Source organism: Streptomyces sp. N50, assembly GCF_033335955.1.
Lineage (GTDB): Bacteria > Actinomycetota > Actinomycetes > Streptomycetales > Streptomycetaceae > Streptomyces.
In genome coordinates, this window is sequence record NZ_CP137549.1 from 6734935 (window position 1) to 6750866 (window position 15932).

Sequence of the window (15932 nt, forward strand, 5' to 3'; positions counted from 1 at the left end):
AGGAGGACGGCGGGTGGTGCGGACCGCGCCACCCGCCGTTCATCCACAGCCCCTAGATCTTCGTAGCCCGTAGATCCTTGGCGGAAGCCCGCGCTACCCGCGGCCGCCGCCGACTTCGAGACTTCGAACTCCGAGAAGAGATTCACAGATCATGGCGAACTACACCGCCGCCGACGTCAAGAAGCTCCGTGAGCTCACCGGCGCCGGCATGATGGACTGCAAGAAGGCGCTGGACGAGGCCGACGGCAACGTCGAGAAGGCCGTCGAGGCGCTCCGTATCAAGGGCCAGAAGGGCGTCGCCAAGCGCGAGGGCCGCTCCGCCGAGAACGGCGCCGTGGTCTCGGTCATCGCCGAGGACAACACCTCCGGTGTCCTGGTCGAGCTGAAGTGCGAGACGGACTTCGTCGCCAAGGGCGAGAAGTTCCAGGCCGTCGCCAACCAGATCGCCCAGCACGTCGCCGCCTCCGCCCCGGCCGACATCGCGGCGCTCCTCGCGTCCGAGATCGAGCCCGGCAAGACGGTCCAGGCGTTCGTCGACGAGGCCAACGCGAACCTGGGCGAGAAGATCGTCCTGGACCGCTTCGCGCAGTACGCCGACGGCTACGTCTCCGCGTACATGCACCGCACGATGCCCGACCTGCCCCCGCAGATCGGTGTCCTCGTCGAGCTGGACAAGCCGAACGCCGAGGTCGCCCGCGGTGTCGCCCAGCACATCGCCGCCTTCGCGCCGAAGTACCTGGCCAAGGACGACGTGCCGGCCGAGGTCGTCGAGTCCGAGCGCCGTATCGCCGAGGAGACCACCCGCGCCGAGGGCAAGCCCGAGGCCGCGATCGCCAAGATCGTCGAGGGTCGCGTCAACGGCTTCTTCAAGGACGCGACGCTGCTCGGTCAGCCGTACGCGCTCGACCCCAAGAAGTCCGTCCAGAAGGTTCTGGACGAGGCGGGTGTCACCCTGAAGCGCTTCACGCGCATCAAGGTCGGCATCTGAGTCCGTACCGCGATCGACGCGCGGCGCCCGGTGGAATCCCGCTAGGGTCGTCAGCAGTCGGCCCGGTACGCCGTCGCGCACGCGCGCGTGGCGGACGACAGCAGATCTGACGAGGAGGCCATTGCCGAGCATGGGATGCGACAGACACCCCACCGGCAGTGGCCTTCTTCGTATGTGCGACCACGTTGAAGAGGCGAGAACACCATGACCACCAAGCCCCAGAAGAGCGACGACGGCAAGGTACGCGGCCGGTTCATGCTGAAGCTGTCCGGAGAGGCCTTCTCCGGAGGCGGCGGCCTGGGCGTGGACCCCGACGTGGTGCACAAGATCGCCCGTGAGATCGCGGCCGTCGTGCGGGACGGCGCGGAGGTCGCCGTCGTCATCGGCGGCGGCAACTTCTTCCGCGGCGCCGAACTCCAGCAGCGCGGCATGGACCGGGCCCGCTCCGACTACATGGGCATGCTCGGCACGGTGATGAACTGCCTCGCGCTCCAGGACTTCCTGGAGAAGGAGGGCATCGACAGCCGCGTCCAGACCGCCATCACCATGGGCCAGGTCGCCGAGCCGTACATCCCGCTGCGCGCCGTGCGCCACCTGGAGAAGGGCCGCGTGGTCATCTTCGGCGCCGGTATGGGCATGCCCTACTTCTCCACCGACACCACCGCCGCCCAGCGCGCCCTGGAGATCAACGCCGAGGCGCTGCTGATGGGCAAGAACGGCGTGGACGGGGTCTACGACTCCGACCCGAAGACGAACTCCGAGGCCGTCAAGTTCGACTCGCTCAGCTACGGCGAGGTCATCACCCAGGACCTCAAGGTCGCGGACATGACCGCCATCACGCTGTGCCGCGACAACAAGCTTCCGATCCTGGTCTTCGAGCTTCTGGCGGAGGGCAATATCGCCCGCGCCGTCAAGGGTGAGAAGATCGGCACGCTTGTGGGTGACCAAGGCAGCCAGGGCTGATGACCCTGACCGGGGGATGGACAATGTCCTGCCGGTCGGGAACCGTGCAGGAAGAAGACGCGACGCAGCCGGCCGCCGACGCCGACACAGCACAGCAGCCGGGCCTACTCAAGACACGCAGGAGCAAGTGGTGATCGAAGAGACCCTCCTCGAGGCCGAGGAGAAGATGGAGAAGGCCGTCGTGGTCGCCAAGGAGGACTTCGCCGCGATCCGCACCGGCCGTGCGCACCCGGCGATGTTCAACAAGATCGTGGCCGACTACTACGGCGCGCTGACGCCGATCAACCAGCTGGCCTCGTTCTCCGTACCGGAGCCGCGGATGGCCGTGGTGACCCCGTTCGACAAGACCGCGCTGCGGAACATCGAACAGGCGATCCGCGACTCGGACCTGGGCGTCAATCCCAGCAACGACGGCAACATCATCCGGGTGACGTTCCCCGAGCTGACCGAGGAGCGCCGCAAGGACTACATCAAGGTCGCCCGGGCCAAGGCCGAGGACTCCAAGGTGTCCATCCGCGCCGTCCGCCGCAAGGCCAAGGACGCGCTGGACAAGCTCGTCAAGGACAAGGAGTCCGGCGAGGACGAGGTCCGTCGTGCGGAGAAGGAGCTCGACGACACCACGGCGAAGTACGTCGCCCAGGTGGACGAACTCCTCAAGCACAAGGAAGCGGAGCTGCTCGAGGTCTGATGAACGACTCTTCCTGGGGGGCACCGCCACAAGCCGGGTACTGGGGGCCGTCCGACCAGGGGCCTGTCCAGGGGGCTGCCCCGGCGGGTCCCACGTACGATGCGCCTGAGGCGCAGCAGACTCGCCCCATGCCCATCGTGCCCGACGAGCCCGCATACGGCGGACACCAGGATGACGACCGGGGGGCCGCTCGGCTGAGCGGCCCCTTGTTCCGCGACGAGACGTTCCGCGACGAGACGCAGCAACCGCCGTACGACGTACGGCAGCCGCAGCCGTACGACCCGCGGACGCAGCCCTCTGACACGCCGCAGGCGCAGCCCTACGGGGCGGTGCCGCAGAATCCGGAGCCCATGTCCGACGTCCCGCCACCGGCGCCCGCCCCGCAGAAGAAGAGCGCGGGCCGGGACCTGGGTGCGGCCATAGGGGTCGGCGTCGGGCTCGCCGTGGTGATCGTCGCGTCCCTCTTCGTGGTCAAGGCCGCGTTCGTCGGAGTGATAGCGGTCGCCGTCGTGGTCGGCCTGTGGGAGCTCACCTCGCGGCTCCAGGAGCGCAAGGGCATCAAGGCGCCCCTCGTGCCCCTGGCGGTCGGCGGGGCGGCGATGGTCGTCGCCGGTTACGTCCGGGGCCCTGAGGGCGCCTGGGTCGCCATGGCGCTCACCGCGCTCGCGGTCCTCGTCTGGCGGATGACGGAGCCGCCGGAGGGCTACCTCAAGGACGTCACGGCGGGCGTCTTCGCGGCGTTCTACGTGCCGTTCCTGGCCACGTTCGTCGCCCTGATGCTCACCGCCCACGACGGCGCCTGGCGGGTCCTGACGTTCCTGCTGCTGACCGTGGTCAGCGACACCGGGGCGTACGCCATCGGCTGGCGCTTCGGCACGCACAAGCTCGCGCCGCGCATCAGCCCCGGAAAGACCCGCGAGGGCCTGTTCGGGGCGGTGTCGTTCGCGATGGTGGCGGGAGCGCTGTGCATGCAGTTCCTGATCGACGACGGCAGCTGGTGGCAGGGCCTCGTCCTGGGCCTCGCGGTCGCGGCCAGCGCCACGCTGGGCGACCTCGGCGAGTCCATGATCAAGCGCGACCTCGGCATCAAGGACATGGGCACGCTGCTGCCGGGTCATGGCGGCATCATGGACCGTTTGGACTCGTTGCTGCCGACCGCTCCGGTGGTGTGGCTGCTGTTGGTTCTGTTCGTCGGCTCCGGCTGAAGACAGGGCTGACCAGGGGTTTTACGTACGAGGGGCTCGTTGTCCACAGGGCGGCGAGTCCCTCTTCGTATGTCTGCGACACTGGTAGGGCCATGCCTAAGCCCGGAGAACTCACATTCGTCGCCCCCCGCGGAGCCCAGAAGCCGCCGCGGCACCTTGCCGATCTCACGCCCGCCGAGCGCAAGGAAGCCGTCGCCGCGATCGGGGAGAAGCCGTTTCGCGCCAAGCAGCTCTCGCAGCACTACTTCGCGCGCCTCGCGCACGACCCGGCGGAGTGGACCGACATCCCCGCCGGTTCGCGCGCCAAGCTGCAGGAGGCGCTGCTTCCTGAGCTGATGACCGTCGTACGGCATCTGTCGACCGACCAGGAGACCACCCGCAAGACGCTGTGGCGGCTGTTCGACGGGACGCTCGTCGAGTCCGTGCTGATGCGGTACCCGGACCGGGTCACCATGTGCATCAGCTCGCAGGCGGGATGTGGCATGAACTGCCCGTTCTGCGCGACCGGACAGGCCGGCCTGGACCGGAATCTGTCGACCGGTGAGATCGTGCACCAGATCGTCGACGGGATGCGCGCGCTGCGCGACGGCGAGATCCCCGGCGGGCCCGCCCGCCTCTCCAACATCGTGTTCATGGGCATGGGCGAGCCCCTCGCCAACTACAAGCGGGTCGTCCAGTCCATCCGTGCCCTCACCGACCCCGAGCCGGACGGGCTCGGGCTCTCGCAGCGCGGGATCACCGTCTCGACGGTCGGACTGGTCCCGGCGATCCACCGGTTCTCCGACGAGGGCTTCAAGTGCCGCCTCGCGATCTCGCTGCACGCGCCCGACGACGAGCTGCGCGACACCCTGGTCCCCGTGAACACCCGGTGGAAGGTGCGCGAGGTTCTCGACGCCGGCTGGGAGTACGCCGCGAAGTCGGGACGCCGGCTGTCCATCGAGTACGCGCTGATCCGCGACATCAACGACCAGGCGTGGCGCGGTGACCGCCTCGGCCGCCTCCTCAAGGGCAAGCCCGTGCACGTCAACCTCATCCCGCTGAACCCGACGCCGGGCTCGAAGTGGACCGCCTCCCGCCCCGAGGACGAGAAGGCGTTCGTCGAGGCCATCGCGGCCCACGGGGTGCCGGTCACCGTCCGGGACACCCGGGGCCAGGAGATCGACGGAGCGTGCGGCCAGCTCGCCGCGACCGAGCGGTAGGCTGACCGGCGTAGGTACATCTTCATATTCCGACAGGGGAGCGCCACAGCGCTGAGAGTGCGGGATTGTCCGCAGACCCTCTGAACCTCGCCCAGGTCATTCTGGGTAGGAAGTTCGGTCACCACTCTTGCTGTTGCGCCCTGCCCGCGTCCCGTGGGCAGGGCCGCGTCTCTTCCTGGACACCCCAGGAGGAAAACAACCGTGCACCACACCAAGGCATTCATGGCCGCGGCCGTCGGCCTCGGGCTGCTCACGCTCTCCGCGTGCGGCTCGTCCGGCAGCGGCAGCGGCGGCGACTCCAAGACCGTCACCCTCGTCAGCCACGACTCGTGGGCCGTCTCCAAGAGCGTCCTCAAGGACTTCGAGAAGCAGTCCGGCTACACGGTCAAGGTCCTCAAGGACGGCGACGCCGGCCAGGCCGTCAACAAGGCGATCCTGACCAAGGACAACCCCCAGGGCGACGTCTTCTTCGGCGTCGACAACACCCTGCTCTCCCGCGCGCTCGACAACGGCCTCTTCCAGTCCTACGACGCGAAGGGCTCCGCGCTCGTCAAGCCCGAGTACCGCGTCGACCAGACCAAGCACCGGGTCACGCCCATCGACACCGGCGACATCTGCGTCAACTACGACAAGGCGTACTTCAGCAAGCACAAGCTGACCCCGCCGACGTCCTTCGCGGATCTGGTCAAGCCGGAGTACAAGAACCTCCTCGTCACCGAGAACGCGGCCACCTCCTCGCCCGGCCTCGGCTTCCTGCTCGGCAGCGCCGCGCAGTACGGCGACGACGGCTGGCAGGGCTACTGGAAGAAGCTCAAGGCCAACGGCGTGAAGGTCGTCGACGGCTGGGAGCAGGCCTACGACCAGGAGTTCTCCGGTTCCGCCGGAGGCAAGAAGGCGGGCGGCGACCGGCCCCTCGTCGTCTCGTACGCCTCCTCGCCGCCCGCCGAGGTCATCTACGCCGACCCGAAGCCGACCACCGCGCCCACCGGGGTGTCGTACGGCACCTGCTTCCGGCAGACCGAGTACGCGGGACTGCTCAGCAACGCCAAGAACACCAAGGGCGGCAAGGCGTTCCTGGACTTCCTGCTCACCAAGGAGTTCCAGCAGGACATGCCGCTCAACATGTTCGTCTACCCGGTGATCCAAGGCGCCCAGGTACCGCAGGAGTTCGTGAAGTACGGCCGCCAGGCCCCGGACCCCGAGACCATGGCGCCCGCGAAGATCGCCGCCGACCGGGACCAGTGGGTCAAGTCGTGGACCTCGCTCGTACTGAAGTAGCCCCACGGCGGACCCATCGGGGCAACGTGACGCGGCTCGGCCTCATGGCCCTGCCCGTCGCGTTCTTCGCGGTGTTCTTCGCCTACCCCGTCGCCGCGATCGTCGCGCGCGGCCTCAAGGTCGACGGCACCTGGCAACTGGGCCGTATCTGGGACGTGTTGGTCGAGTCCGACATCCGGCACGTCCTCTGGTTCACCACCTGGCAGGCGCTCGCGTCCACCGCGCTCACGCTCCTGATCGCGCTCCCCGGCGCGTACGTCTTCGCGCGCTTCGACTTCCCGGGGCGGCACGTCCTGCGGGCCGTCGTGACGGTCCCGTTCGTGCTGCCGACGGTCGTCGTCGGTACGGCCTTCCTCGCGCTCGTCGGCCGGGGCGGGCTCCTGGACGACCTGTGGGGCGTACGGCTGGACACCACGGTGTGGGCCATCCTGCTCGCGCACGTCTTCTTCAACTACGCGGTCGTCGTACGGACGGTGGGCGGCCTCTGGGCCCAGCTCGACCCGCGTCAGGAGGAGGCCGCGCGGATGCTGGGCGCCTCCCGGCTCCGGGCGTGGCGGACGGTGACGCTGCCCGCGCTCGGGCCCGCCGTGGCCGCCGCCGCGCTGATGGTCTTCCTCTTCACCTTCACGTCCTTCGGCGTGGTCCAGATCCTCGGCGGCCCGACCTTCTCGACCCTCGAAGTCGAGATCTACCGCCAGACGTCAGAGGTCTTCGACCTGTCCACGGCCGCCGTGCTCACCATCGTCCAGTTCGTGGCGGTCGGCGCGATCCTCGCCGTGCACGCCTGGACGGTACGGCGACGGGAAAGCGCCCTACGGCTCGTGGACCCGGCGGTGACCGTGCGGCGCCCGCGCGGGGCCGGGCAGTGGACCCTGCTGGCCGGGGTCGTCGCGTCCATCGCCGTGCTGCTTCTGCTGCCGCTCGCCGTGCTGGTCCAACGCTCGCTGGACACAGCGGACTTCGGGTACTACCGCGCGCTGACCCACGACGACGGCGGCACCCTCCTCGTCCCGCCGATCGCGGCGATCGGCAACTCGCTGGAGTACGCCGTCGCCGCCACCGCCATCGCCGTGGTGATCGGTGGACTCGCAGCGGCTGCCCTGACCCGGCGCGATGCCGGGCGGCTGGTGCGGGGCTTCGACGCGCTGCTGATGCTGCCGCTCGGGGTGTCCGCGGTGACCGTCGGCTTCGGGTTCCTGATCGCCCTCGACAAACCCCCGCTGGATCTGCGGAGTTCATGGATCCTGGTGCCGCTCGCGCAGGCGCTGGTCGGTGTCCCCTTCGTCGTACGGACCATGCTGCCCGTGCTGCGGGCGGTGGACGGGCGGCTCCGCGAGGCGGCGGCCGTGCTCGGGGCGTCTCCGTGGCGGGTCTGGCGCGAGGTCGATCTGCCGCTGGTGCGGCGGGCGTTGCTGATCGCCGCCGGGTTCGCGTTCGCGGTGTCGCTGGGGGAGTTCGGGGCGACGGTGTTCATCGCGCGGCCCGACAACCCGACCCTGCCGGTCGCGGTGGCCCGGCTGCTGTCCCGGCCCGGTGATCTCAACTACGGCCAGGCGATGGCCCTTTCGACGATTCTGATGGTGGTGTGCGCGGTGGCCCTGCTGGTGCTTGAGCGGCTGCGCACCGACCGGACGGGGGAGTTCTAGATGCCGCCGAACACGCCGCCGAACATGCCGCCGAACATGTCACCGGACCTTTCGCCTGGCGTGCCGCAGAACAGGCCGCTGCTGAGCCTCGAAGGCGCGACCGTACGGTTCGGCGGGCGCCCGGTGCTGGACGCCGTCGACCTGGGCGTCGCCGAGCACGAGATCGTGTGTGTGCTCGGGCCCAGCGGCAGCGGCAAGTCGACGCTGCTCCGGGCGGTCGCCGGGCTCCAACCCCTCGACTCCGGGCGGGTGTTGCTGGACGACCGGGACCAGTCGGGCGTGCCCGCGCACAAGCGGGGAGTGGGTCTGATGTTCCAGGACCACCAGCTGTTCCCGCAGCGGGACGTGGCCGGCAACGTGGCTTTCGGGCTGCGGATGCACGGGGCGTCGAAGAAGCAACAGGGCGACCGGGTGGGCGAGTTGCTGGACCTGGTCGGGCTGCCGGGCGCGGCCCACCGTGCCGTCGCCGGCCTGTCCGGCGGTGAGCAGCAACGGGTCGCGCTCGCCCGGGCGTTGGCGCCCCAACCCCGTCTCCTCATGCTGGACGAACCGCTCGGCCAGCTCGACCGGTCCCTGCGGGAGCGGCTGGTCGTCGAACTCCGGGAACTCTTCGGCACGTTGGGCACCACCGTGCTCGCGGTCACGCACGACCAGGGCGAGGCGTTCGCGCTGGCCGACCGGGTGGTGGTGATGCGGGACGGGCGGATCGCCCAGTCCGGTACGCCGCTTGAGGTCTGGCAGCACCCCGCCGACGAGTTCGTGGCCCGCTTCCTCGGTTTCGACAACGTGGTCGAGGCCACGGTCGCAGGAGAAGCGGCCGACACCCCCTGGGGCAAGGTCCCGGTCCCCGAGGACGCCCCTCAGGGCACCCGCCCTCTGCTCGTACGCCCCGCAGGCGTACGCCTGTTGGTCGCCGACGAGGGCCTGCGCTGCACGGTCGCCGCCCGCACCTTCAAGGGCACCCACGTCGCCGTACAGCTCCAGCCGGAGGGCGCGCCGCGCCTGGAGGCGGCCTGTGCGCTGCGGGAGGCGCCGGAGGTCGGGAGCGCGGTCGGGGTGGAGTTCGACGCGGCCGAGATCGTCGTACTCGGCGGCTAGGTCGTGCCCGCAGCCACGCACCGGACATGTGTGTGGCCCGTCCCCACGAACCGGACGGGCCACAACAGCGTTTCGTTCAGCGGCTGTTGATCAGCTGCCGCTGTTCGCACCGCGACGGCGCATGCCGAAGTAGACGGCTCCGCCGCCCACGACGACGAGGGCGCCCGCGATACCGGCGATCATGCCGGTGTTGGAGTTGGCACCGGTCTCGGCGAGGTTCGAGGAACCGGCCGCCGGGGACGGCGCGTTGTCGGTCGTCGTCGCGGGAGCGGTGCTGCTGCTCTCCGTGGCCGACGGGGTCGGGGTGTCGGACTCGGCCGGGGTCGAGGCGGTCTCCGACGGGGTCGGGGAAGCCTCGGTCGGGGTCGGGCTGGGCGAGTCCGTCGCGCAGGCCTTGGACGGGGTGGTCAGGTTCGGCGTGATGTCCTTGTCGACCTGGTTGCCGGCCTTGACGTGAACGCGGTACGTCGCGTTCGGCTGCCAGTCCTCGGCGAAGGTGACGGTGACACCCTCCTTCGAGCCCTTGACGGTCTGCGCGTCGCCGACCTGCTTGGCGTCGGAACCGTTGTTCTCCAGGAACACCGTGATGGTCGCCTCGGTGGCCGAGGCGTCCTTGTCGGTGACGGTGATGACACCGTTGGCGCCGTCACAGGTGGCTTCGGCGGAGAACTCGCTGATGTTGCAGGCGAGCGCGTTGCCCGCGAATCCGAGTGCGAGTGCGGCCGAGGCGGACGCGACACCGAGGATGCGTACGGAACGTCGAGATATGGACACGTTTGCCCTTCACGGGATGTGCAACTGCGGGGGGTTTAGGGGGAGATGGAGCGGCAATGAGGTGAGGCACCACTGCCCCCAGGAGTCTCACTGGTCTATAAGTGCTGCGTAAGCAGTGTCAATCCATATGCGCTGTACAGCAGTTGCCTTTACCTGCACTTTAATGAGTGAGACGTTTCAGTGCCTCCGGAGCCTCCTCGATCCGGTCAACGAGGGCGATACGGGCCTCCATTGGCCGTTCCCGGGCAAGTGCACGCAGCAGCGGCCAGGTCGGCAGCCGCTCCGTCCAGTGCTCCCGGTCCACGAGCACCATCGGCGTGGGCTCCCCGCGCGACTCGTAGTAGTTCGGCGTCGCGTTGTCGAAGATCTCCTGTACGGTCCCGGCCGCGCCCGGCAGAAACACCACCCCGGCGTTCGAGCGGGCCAACAACCCGTCCTCGCGGGTGGCGTTGGCGAAGTACTTGGCGATGTGCGAGGCGAAGGCGTTCGGCGGCTCATGGCCGTAGAACCACGTCGGGATGCCGATCGAGTGGTTGCCCTTCGGCCAGCGGGTGCGGACCTCGAAGGCGCCCTGGGCCCAGTCGGTGATCGAGGGGCTGAACGACGGTGATCCGGCGAGGAGTTGGCACGCCTCCTCCAGCATGGCGTCCTCGTACGGCGCCGCGTACGCGCCCAGGTTCGCCGCCTCCATCGCGCCGGGTCCGCCGCCGGTCGCCACCGTGAAGCCGGAGCGGCTCAGCTCGCGGCCCAGGCGCGCGGCACCGCCGTAGGCCTCCGTCCCGCGAGCCATCGCGTGGCCGCCCATGACGCCCACCACCCGTGCGCCGCGCAGGAGTTCGTCGAGGGCGTCGGAGATGGAGTCGTCGTGGACCGCGCGCAGCATCGACGCGTATATGTCGCCGTCGGCCTTGGTCCGCTGGAACCAGGCGTACGCGAGTGCGTCCGGGGTCTGCTCGTAGCCCTTGTCGAGCGAGGCGAACAGCTCGGCGGGCGTGTAGAGATGGCCGCGGTAGGGGTTGAAGGGGAGGTGCGGGACGGGCGGGAAGACCAGGGCGCCGTCGGCCCGGACCTTCGCGGCCGCCTCGTCGCGCATCGGGCAGCCGAGGAAGACGGCGCCCGAGGTGTCCGTGGTGAGCAACTCCCGCGTACGGTCCGTCAGATCGACGCCCTGGACGCGGTTTCCGGCGAGGGTGCCGCGGGACGAGACGGTCGCGTCGAAGTCCTCGACCGTCTCGATCTCGCGTTCGTCGTGGTGGGCCGCATGGGCCGGGCTCGTCTGCACGCGCCCATGCTAGGCACCCAACTGCTCAGCCCTGGACGGCCGCCGGGTCCATCCACACGATCTCCCAGGAGTGGCTGTCCAGGTCCTCGAAGGAGCGGCCGTACATGAAACCCTGGTCGTTGATGTCGTCGTTGGCGGTGCCGCCCGCCGCGACCGCCTTGTTCACCAGCTCGTCGACCTTCTCGCGGCTCTCGGCGCTCAGACACAGCAGCACCTCACTGGTCTTGGCCGAGTCAGCGATCTCCTTCTTCGTGAAGTCGCTGTAGCGCTTCTTCTCGATGAGCATCGCGATGATCGTCTCGCTGATCACGACGCAGGTGGTTTCGTCGTTGCTGAACTGGGGGTTGATCGAGAAGCCGAGCTCGGTGAAGAACTTCTTCGACGCGGCGGCGTCGTTCACGGCCAGGTTCACGAAGATCATCTGCTGGTACATGCTGGGGCCTCTCCCATCGGGCGTGCGTGCTATTCGGTGGGTAGACCGGAGCTTCGCGGAAAACTCATCGGTGGGCGAGCGGAAGTGCCGCGAGTTCGGCGATCACGACGGTCAGCGGCACGAACAGGGCGAGCAGCGCGCCCGCGCGGAGAGCCGCGGCGCTGCGCAGCACGGTGGCGGGGGCGCCGAGCCGGACCAGCGCGGCCGTGGTGTCGGCGCGGGCCTGCCGGGCCTCGACGGCGGCGGTGAGCAGGGTCGCCACCGTGCAGCCGGTCACCAGCAGCGTGCCGAGGGTGGTGAGCGGGCCGACGGCCGCGTCCGTGTCGTAGAGCGCGGTCATCGCGTACGCGCCCGACGCCACCGCGCAGACCACGCCCAGGGGGCGGCCGATGCGGGTCGCCTCCTCCATGAGGACCCGGCCCGCGAGGAGCCGCAGCGCGCCCGGGCGCACGGCCTGGAGGAGCCGTCCGCACAGGTGGGTGAGGCCGGGGCCGGCCAGGGCGAGACCGAGCGCGGTCAGCACCCAGCCGGCCAGCACACCCGCGGGGCCGCCCGCGTGACCGCCGGGCATCGACAGCCCGTCGGTGTCCGCCGTCCGGTTCGCGTACGCCTCGACGGCGAGACCGGCGGCGAGGACGGCCACGCCCCAAGGGAGGCCCTTGGGGACCTCGCGGGGGGCCGGGGGGCGGGTGGGGTCCAGGTCGACGGGGCCTGTGACGGTGGCGGTCGGTTCGGTGTCGGTCGCCGGTTCGGGCGCCGACGTCTCCTCAACTGCCGCCGTACGGCCGCCCGTTCGCAGGTGGGCGCCGAACCTGCCGTACGCCCCGAAGGTCTCGCGGGTGCCCGACTTGCCGTAGGCGCCGAAACGGCCGTAGGACCTCGGGCCGTTCTTCGTCGTGGACGGGTGTTTGGTGTCCTTCGGGCGGAGGGTGAGGGCCACCGAGACGGATGCGGTCACGGGGACGATGGCGAGGAGGGTGAGGGCGGCCGGGAGGGGCAGGGGGGTGTCCGAGGCGAGGAACTCCGCCGCCGCTCCGTCGAAGGGCATGCCGGTGAGGTCGCCGCGGAGGTGGAGGAAGAAGAGCAGGGCGAGCATGGAGCCGAGGGTGCAGGCCAACGCGGTCGTCGTTGCCGAGATCGCCATCAGGCGGCCCGGGCCGAGGCCGATCGCGGAGAGGCCGGGGCGGGGTTTCGTCGCCGGGTCGGTGCGGGCGACGGCGACCGCGAAGTAGACGGTGGCGGCCAGCGGGGTCGCGCACCAGGCCAGGCGGAGGGCCGCGGCGGCGGCGGAGTCGGGGTGGCTCATCGCGTAGCCGAGGGTGCAGAGGAGGAGGAAGCCCGTGCCCGCCGAGGCCACCGCGACCAGCAGGCGGCGCAGTTGGACGGCGGGGTGCGAGCCGCGGGTCAGACGGAGAGCGAGCACGCGGCCCGGCCTTCCGACTCGGCGACCGGGGGGAGGTGGACCGTGTTCACCCGGCGTCCGTCCAGGAGCGACACCGTACGGTCCGCGAGGGCCGCGGTCTCCGCCTCGTGGGTCGCGAGGACGACGGTGATGCCGTGCGAGCGGGCGGCCGTCGTGAGCGTGCGCAGGACCTGGGCGCGGTCCGCGCGGTGCAGCGGGGCCGTCGGCTCGTCGGCGAACAGGACCGTCGGCGCCGGGGCCAGCGCGCGGGCGATGGAGACGCGCTGGCGCTCCGCCTGGCGCAGCTCGTGCGGGCGTTTGCGGGCGTGGTCGCCGATGTCGAGGCGGTCCAGCCACTCCAGGGCGGCGGTCTTGGCGCGGCGGCGGCTGGTGCCGCGCAGCATCAGGGGGAGGGCCGCGTTCTCCCAGACGTTCAGCTCCGGGACGAGCACGGGGGCCGGGTCGATCCAGCCGAAGCGGTCGCGGCGCAGCCGTTCCCGGGTGAGCGGGCCCATCGTGTGCACGGGCACGCTGTTGAACCAGACCTCGCCGCGGCTGGGGCGCTCCAGGCCGGAGAGGCAGCGCAGCAGGGTCGTCTTGCCGCTGCCGCGCGGGCCCGTGACGGCGAGGATCTCGCCCTCCCGGACGCCGAGCGAGACACCGCCCAGCGCGGGCGTGCCGTCGTGGTGCTGGAAGTGCAGGGCGCGTGCCCAGAGCACGTCGTTGTCCGGCGGGGCCACCATGCGCGTACACCTCGTTCTGATCCGTTTTCCGTACCGCGTCCCCCTTGCGGGGGAACGAGGACGGGGCCGATCGGTTACCAGGCACGCTAAGGAGGGTGGGGGTGCGACCCCGGACAGCACACGGCCCGGGGTGCGTCCTTCTCACTCGTACGGGTGCACCCCGGGCCGTATAAACCGCTGAACTGCCGACGGCTAGAGCTTCGTCCAGGCCTCGGTCAGCACCTGGCGGACGATGCCCTCGATCTCGTCGAAGGTCGACTGGTCGGAGATCAGCGGCGGCGACAGCTGGATGACCGGGTCACCGCGGTCGTCGGCGCGGCAGTAGAGGCCGTACTCGAAGAGCTTCTTCGAGACGAAGCCGTAGAGCACGCGCTCCGACTCCTCGTCCGTGAAGGTCTCCTTGGTGGCCTTGTCCTTGACCAGCTCGATGCCGTAAAAGAAGCCGTTGCCCCGGACGTCGCCGACGATCGGGAGGTCGTGCAGCTTCTGGAGGGTCTGGAGGAAGTTGGCCTCGTTGTCGAGGACGTGCTGGTTGAGGCCCTCGCGCTCGAAGATGTCGAGGTTGGCGAGGCCGACCGCGGCGGAGACCGGGTGGCCGCCGAAGGTGTAGCCGTGCAGGAAGGTGTTGTCGCCCTTGTAGAACGGCTCGGCCAGGCGGTCGGAGATGATGCAGGCGCCGATCGGGGAGTAGCCCGAGGTCATGCCCTTGGCGCAGGTGATCATGTCCGGCACGTAGTCGAACTTGTCGCAGGCGAACATCGTGCCCAGGCGGCCGAAGGCGCAGATGACCTCGTCCGACACGAGCAGCACGTCGTACTGGTCGCAGATCTCGCGCACCCGCTGGAAGTAGCCGGGCGGGGGCGGGAAGCAGCCGCCGGCGTTCTGCACGGGCTCCAGGAAGACCGCGGCGACCGTCTCCGGGCCCTCCATGAGGATCTGCTGCTCGATCTGGTCGGCGGCCCAGCGGCCGAAGGCCTCCGGGTCGTCGCCGAAGAGCGGGGCGCGGTAGATGTTGGTGTTCGGCACCTTGTGCGCGCCGGGCACGAGGGGCTCGAACGGGGCCTTCAGCGCCGGGAGTCCGGTGATGGACAGGGCGCCCTGCGGAGTGCCGTGGTAGGCGACCGCGCGGGAGATGACCTTGTACTTGGTCGGCTTGCCCTGCAGTTTGAAGTACTGCTTGGCGAGCTTCCAGGCGGTCTCGACGGCCTCGCCGCCGCCGGTGGTGAAGAAGACCTTGTTCAGGTCGCCCGGCGCGTAGTGGGCGAGACGCTCCGCCAGTTCTACGGCCTTGGGGTGGGCGTACGACCAGATGGGGAAGAACGCCAGCTCCTGCGCCTGCTTGGCGGCGGTCTCGGCCAGCTCGGCGCGGCCGTGACCGGCCTGGACCACGAACAGACCCGCGAGACCGTCGAGGTAGCGCTTGCCCTTGTCGTCGTAGATGTAGGTGCCCTCGCCACGGACGATCGTGGGAACGGGCGCGTTCTCGTACGAGGACATGCGGGTGAAGTGCATCCACAGGTGGTCGTACGCGGTGCGGCTGAGGTCCTTGCTCACGGTTATCGGGTTCCCCACATGTAGGTCTGCTTCTTGAGCTTCAGATAAACGAAGCTCTCGGTGGAGCGCACGCCGGGCAGCGCCCGGATGCGTTTGTTGATGACGTCCAGCAGGTGGTCGTCGTCCTCGCAGACGATCTCGGCGAGGAGGTCGTACGAGCCCGCGGTCATCACCACGTACTCCACTTCCGGCATGGCCGTCAGCGCGTCGGCGACGTTCTCGACGTCACCTTCGACGTTCACCCCGACCATCGCCTGTCTGCGGAAGCCCACGGTGAGCGGGTCCGTGACGGCGACGATCTGCATGACGCCCTGGTCGAGCAGCTTCTGGACGCGCTGGCGCACGGCCGCCTCGGAGAGGCCCACGGCCTTGCCGATCGCGGCGTACGGCCGGCGGCCGTCCTCCTGGAGCTGCTCGATGATGGCGAGGGAGACGGCGTCCAGATGAGGAGTGCTGCCGTTCCTGGACTCGCGGGAGTCCCTCTGTTCTGCGCTGCGACTGGCCACGGCTTCACTGTGCACGACGTCTCGACCGTTCCGCAAGGCCGCTTCGATGAAATTCGTTGTTTACGTGGTCGAGACTTGCGGATTTCGTAGCCTTGGCGCGATCGGGGGTGTTGAAAACGTGGGCCGGGCGATTAGGGTGGGTGTCTCAGTGATTGGACACACTCAGAACACCC

The 15932-nt window shown here is 69.7% G+C and carries 15 protein-coding genes and 1 riboswitch; of the genes, 8 read left to right on the plus strand and 7 right to left on the minus strand.

Features of this window, described 5'->3' with window-relative positions:
* The first annotated feature begins 151 nt into the window (after positions 1–151).
* The 8 genes from tsf (at position 152) to R2B38_RS30550 (ending at position 9065) form a co-directional block, all read left to right on the plus strand.
* Positions 152–988, plus strand: coding sequence for a translation elongation factor Ts (gene tsf / locus R2B38_RS30515; RefSeq protein ID WP_318019084.1), 837 nt, complete (start codon positions 152–154; stop codon positions 986–988).
* Between the two features lie 204 nt (positions 989–1192).
* Complete coding sequence (pyrH, locus tag R2B38_RS30520; RefSeq protein WP_033282640.1) at positions 1193–1951, plus strand: UMP kinase; 759 nt, start codon at positions 1193–1195, stop codon at positions 1949–1951.
* Between the two features lie 130 nt (positions 1952–2081).
* Positions 2082–2639 (plus strand): ribosome recycling factor, encoded by a 558-nt coding sequence (gene frr / locus R2B38_RS30525; RefSeq protein ID WP_318019085.1) that lies wholly within the window; start codon positions 2082–2084, stop codon positions 2637–2639.
* Entirely contained in the window at positions 2639–3844 is a 1206-nt protein-coding gene (locus R2B38_RS30530; protein ID WP_318019086.1) for a phosphatidate cytidylyltransferase, read from the plus strand. Before frr ends, R2B38_RS30530 begins: the two co-directional genes overlap by 1 nt.
* 92 nt (positions 3845–3936) lie before the next feature.
* Complete coding sequence (gene rlmN, locus R2B38_RS30535; protein ID WP_033282638.1) at positions 3937–5043, plus strand: 23S rRNA (adenine(2503)-C(2))-methyltransferase RlmN; 1107 nt, start codon at positions 3937–3939, stop codon at positions 5041–5043.
* 24 nt (positions 5044–5067) lie between these two features.
* A riboswitch (TPP riboswitch) is annotated at positions 5068–5173 on the plus strand.
* Positions 5174–5265: 92 nt separating this feature from the next.
* Positions 5266–6321, plus strand: coding sequence for a thiamine ABC transporter substrate-binding protein (locus tag R2B38_RS30540; RefSeq protein WP_318021834.1), 1056 nt, complete (start codon positions 5266–5268; stop codon positions 6319–6321).
* 44 nt (positions 6322–6365) lie between these two features.
* On the plus strand, positions 6366–7967 hold the full coding sequence (locus R2B38_RS30545) for an iron ABC transporter permease (RefSeq protein ID WP_318021835.1): 1602 nt from the start codon (positions 6366–6368) through the stop codon (positions 7965–7967).
* Between the two features lie 36 nt (positions 7968–8003).
* Positions 8004–9065 carry an ABC transporter ATP-binding protein gene (locus R2B38_RS30550; protein WP_411978595.1) on the plus strand — a complete coding sequence of 354 codons (1062 nt, stop codon included), beginning with the start codon at positions 8004–8006 and terminating at the stop codon, positions 9063–9065.
* A gap of 90 nt (positions 9066–9155) precedes the next feature.
* Here R2B38_RS30550 and R2B38_RS30555 read toward each other — a convergent pair whose 3' ends face one another.
* The 7 genes from R2B38_RS30555 to R2B38_RS30585 form a co-directional block, all read right to left on the minus strand.
* Entirely contained in the window at positions 9156–9839 is a 684-nt protein-coding gene (locus R2B38_RS30555; protein WP_318019087.1) for an LAETG motif-containing sortase-dependent surface protein, read from the minus strand.
* 160 nt (positions 9840–9999) lie between these two features.
* Complete coding sequence (locus R2B38_RS30560; protein WP_318019088.1) at positions 10000–11121, minus strand: Rossmann fold nucleotide-binding protein; 1122 nt, start codon at positions 11119–11121, stop codon at positions 10000–10002.
* A 25-nt stretch (positions 11122–11146) separates the two neighbouring features.
* Positions 11147–11554 carry a VOC family protein gene (locus tag R2B38_RS30565; protein WP_318019089.1) on the minus strand — a complete coding sequence of 136 codons (408 nt, stop codon included), beginning with the start codon at positions 11552–11554 and terminating at the stop codon, positions 11147–11149.
* A 64-nt stretch (positions 11555–11618) separates the two neighbouring features.
* Entirely contained in the window at positions 11619–12977 is a 1359-nt protein-coding gene (locus tag R2B38_RS30570) for a hypothetical protein (protein WP_318019090.1), read from the minus strand.
* Positions 12959–13699 (minus strand): ABC transporter ATP-binding protein, encoded by a 741-nt coding sequence (locus R2B38_RS30575; RefSeq protein ID WP_318019091.1) that lies wholly within the window; start codon positions 13697–13699, stop codon positions 12959–12961. The genes R2B38_RS30570 and R2B38_RS30575 overlap by 19 nt, the downstream gene beginning before the upstream one ends.
* 192 nt (positions 13700–13891) lie before the next feature.
* Positions 13892–15271, minus strand: coding sequence for an aspartate aminotransferase family protein (locus R2B38_RS30580; protein ID WP_318019092.1), 1380 nt, complete (start codon positions 15269–15271; stop codon positions 13892–13894).
* Entirely contained in the window at positions 15256–15774 is a 519-nt protein-coding gene (locus R2B38_RS30585; RefSeq protein ID WP_033282630.1) for an Lrp/AsnC family transcriptional regulator, read from the minus strand. Before R2B38_RS30585 ends, R2B38_RS30580 begins: the two co-directional genes overlap by 16 nt.
* Positions 15775–15932 lie beyond the last annotated feature (158 nt).

Bases quoted from the DNA above. Each gene is read 5' to 3' on its own strand.
- R2B38_RS30540 (WP_318021834.1), top strand. From the start codon at position 5,266: ATGGCCGCGGCCGTCGGCCTCGGGCTGCTCACGCTCTCCGCGTGCGGC.
- R2B38_RS30550 (WP_411978595.1), top strand. From the start codon at position 8,004: ATGTCACCGGACCTTTCGCCTGGCGTGCCGCAGAACAGGCCGCTGCTG.
- R2B38_RS30575 (WP_318019091.1), bottom strand. From the start codon at position 13,699: ATGGTGGCCCCGCCGGACAACGACGTGCTCTGGGCACGCGCCCTGCAC.
- R2B38_RS30565 (WP_318019089.1), bottom strand. From the start codon at position 11,554: ATGTACCAGCAGATGATCTTCGTGAACCTGGCCGTGAACGACGCCGCC.
- rlmN (WP_033282638.1), top strand. From the start codon at position 3,937: ATGCCTAAGCCCGGAGAACTCACATTCGTCGCCCCCCGCGGAGCCCAG.
- R2B38_RS30530 (WP_318019086.1), top strand. From the start codon at position 2,639: ATGAACGACTCTTCCTGGGGGGCACCGCCACAAGCCGGGTACTGGGGG.
- pyrH (WP_033282640.1), top strand. From the start codon at position 1,193: ATGACCACCAAGCCCCAGAAGAGCGACGACGGCAAGGTACGCGGCCGG.
- tsf (WP_318019084.1), top strand. From the start codon at position 152: ATGGCGAACTACACCGCCGCCGACGTCAAGAAGCTCCGTGAGCTCACC.
- R2B38_RS30545 (WP_318021835.1), top strand. From the start codon at position 6,366: ATGGCCCTGCCCGTCGCGTTCTTCGCGGTGTTCTTCGCCTACCCCGTC.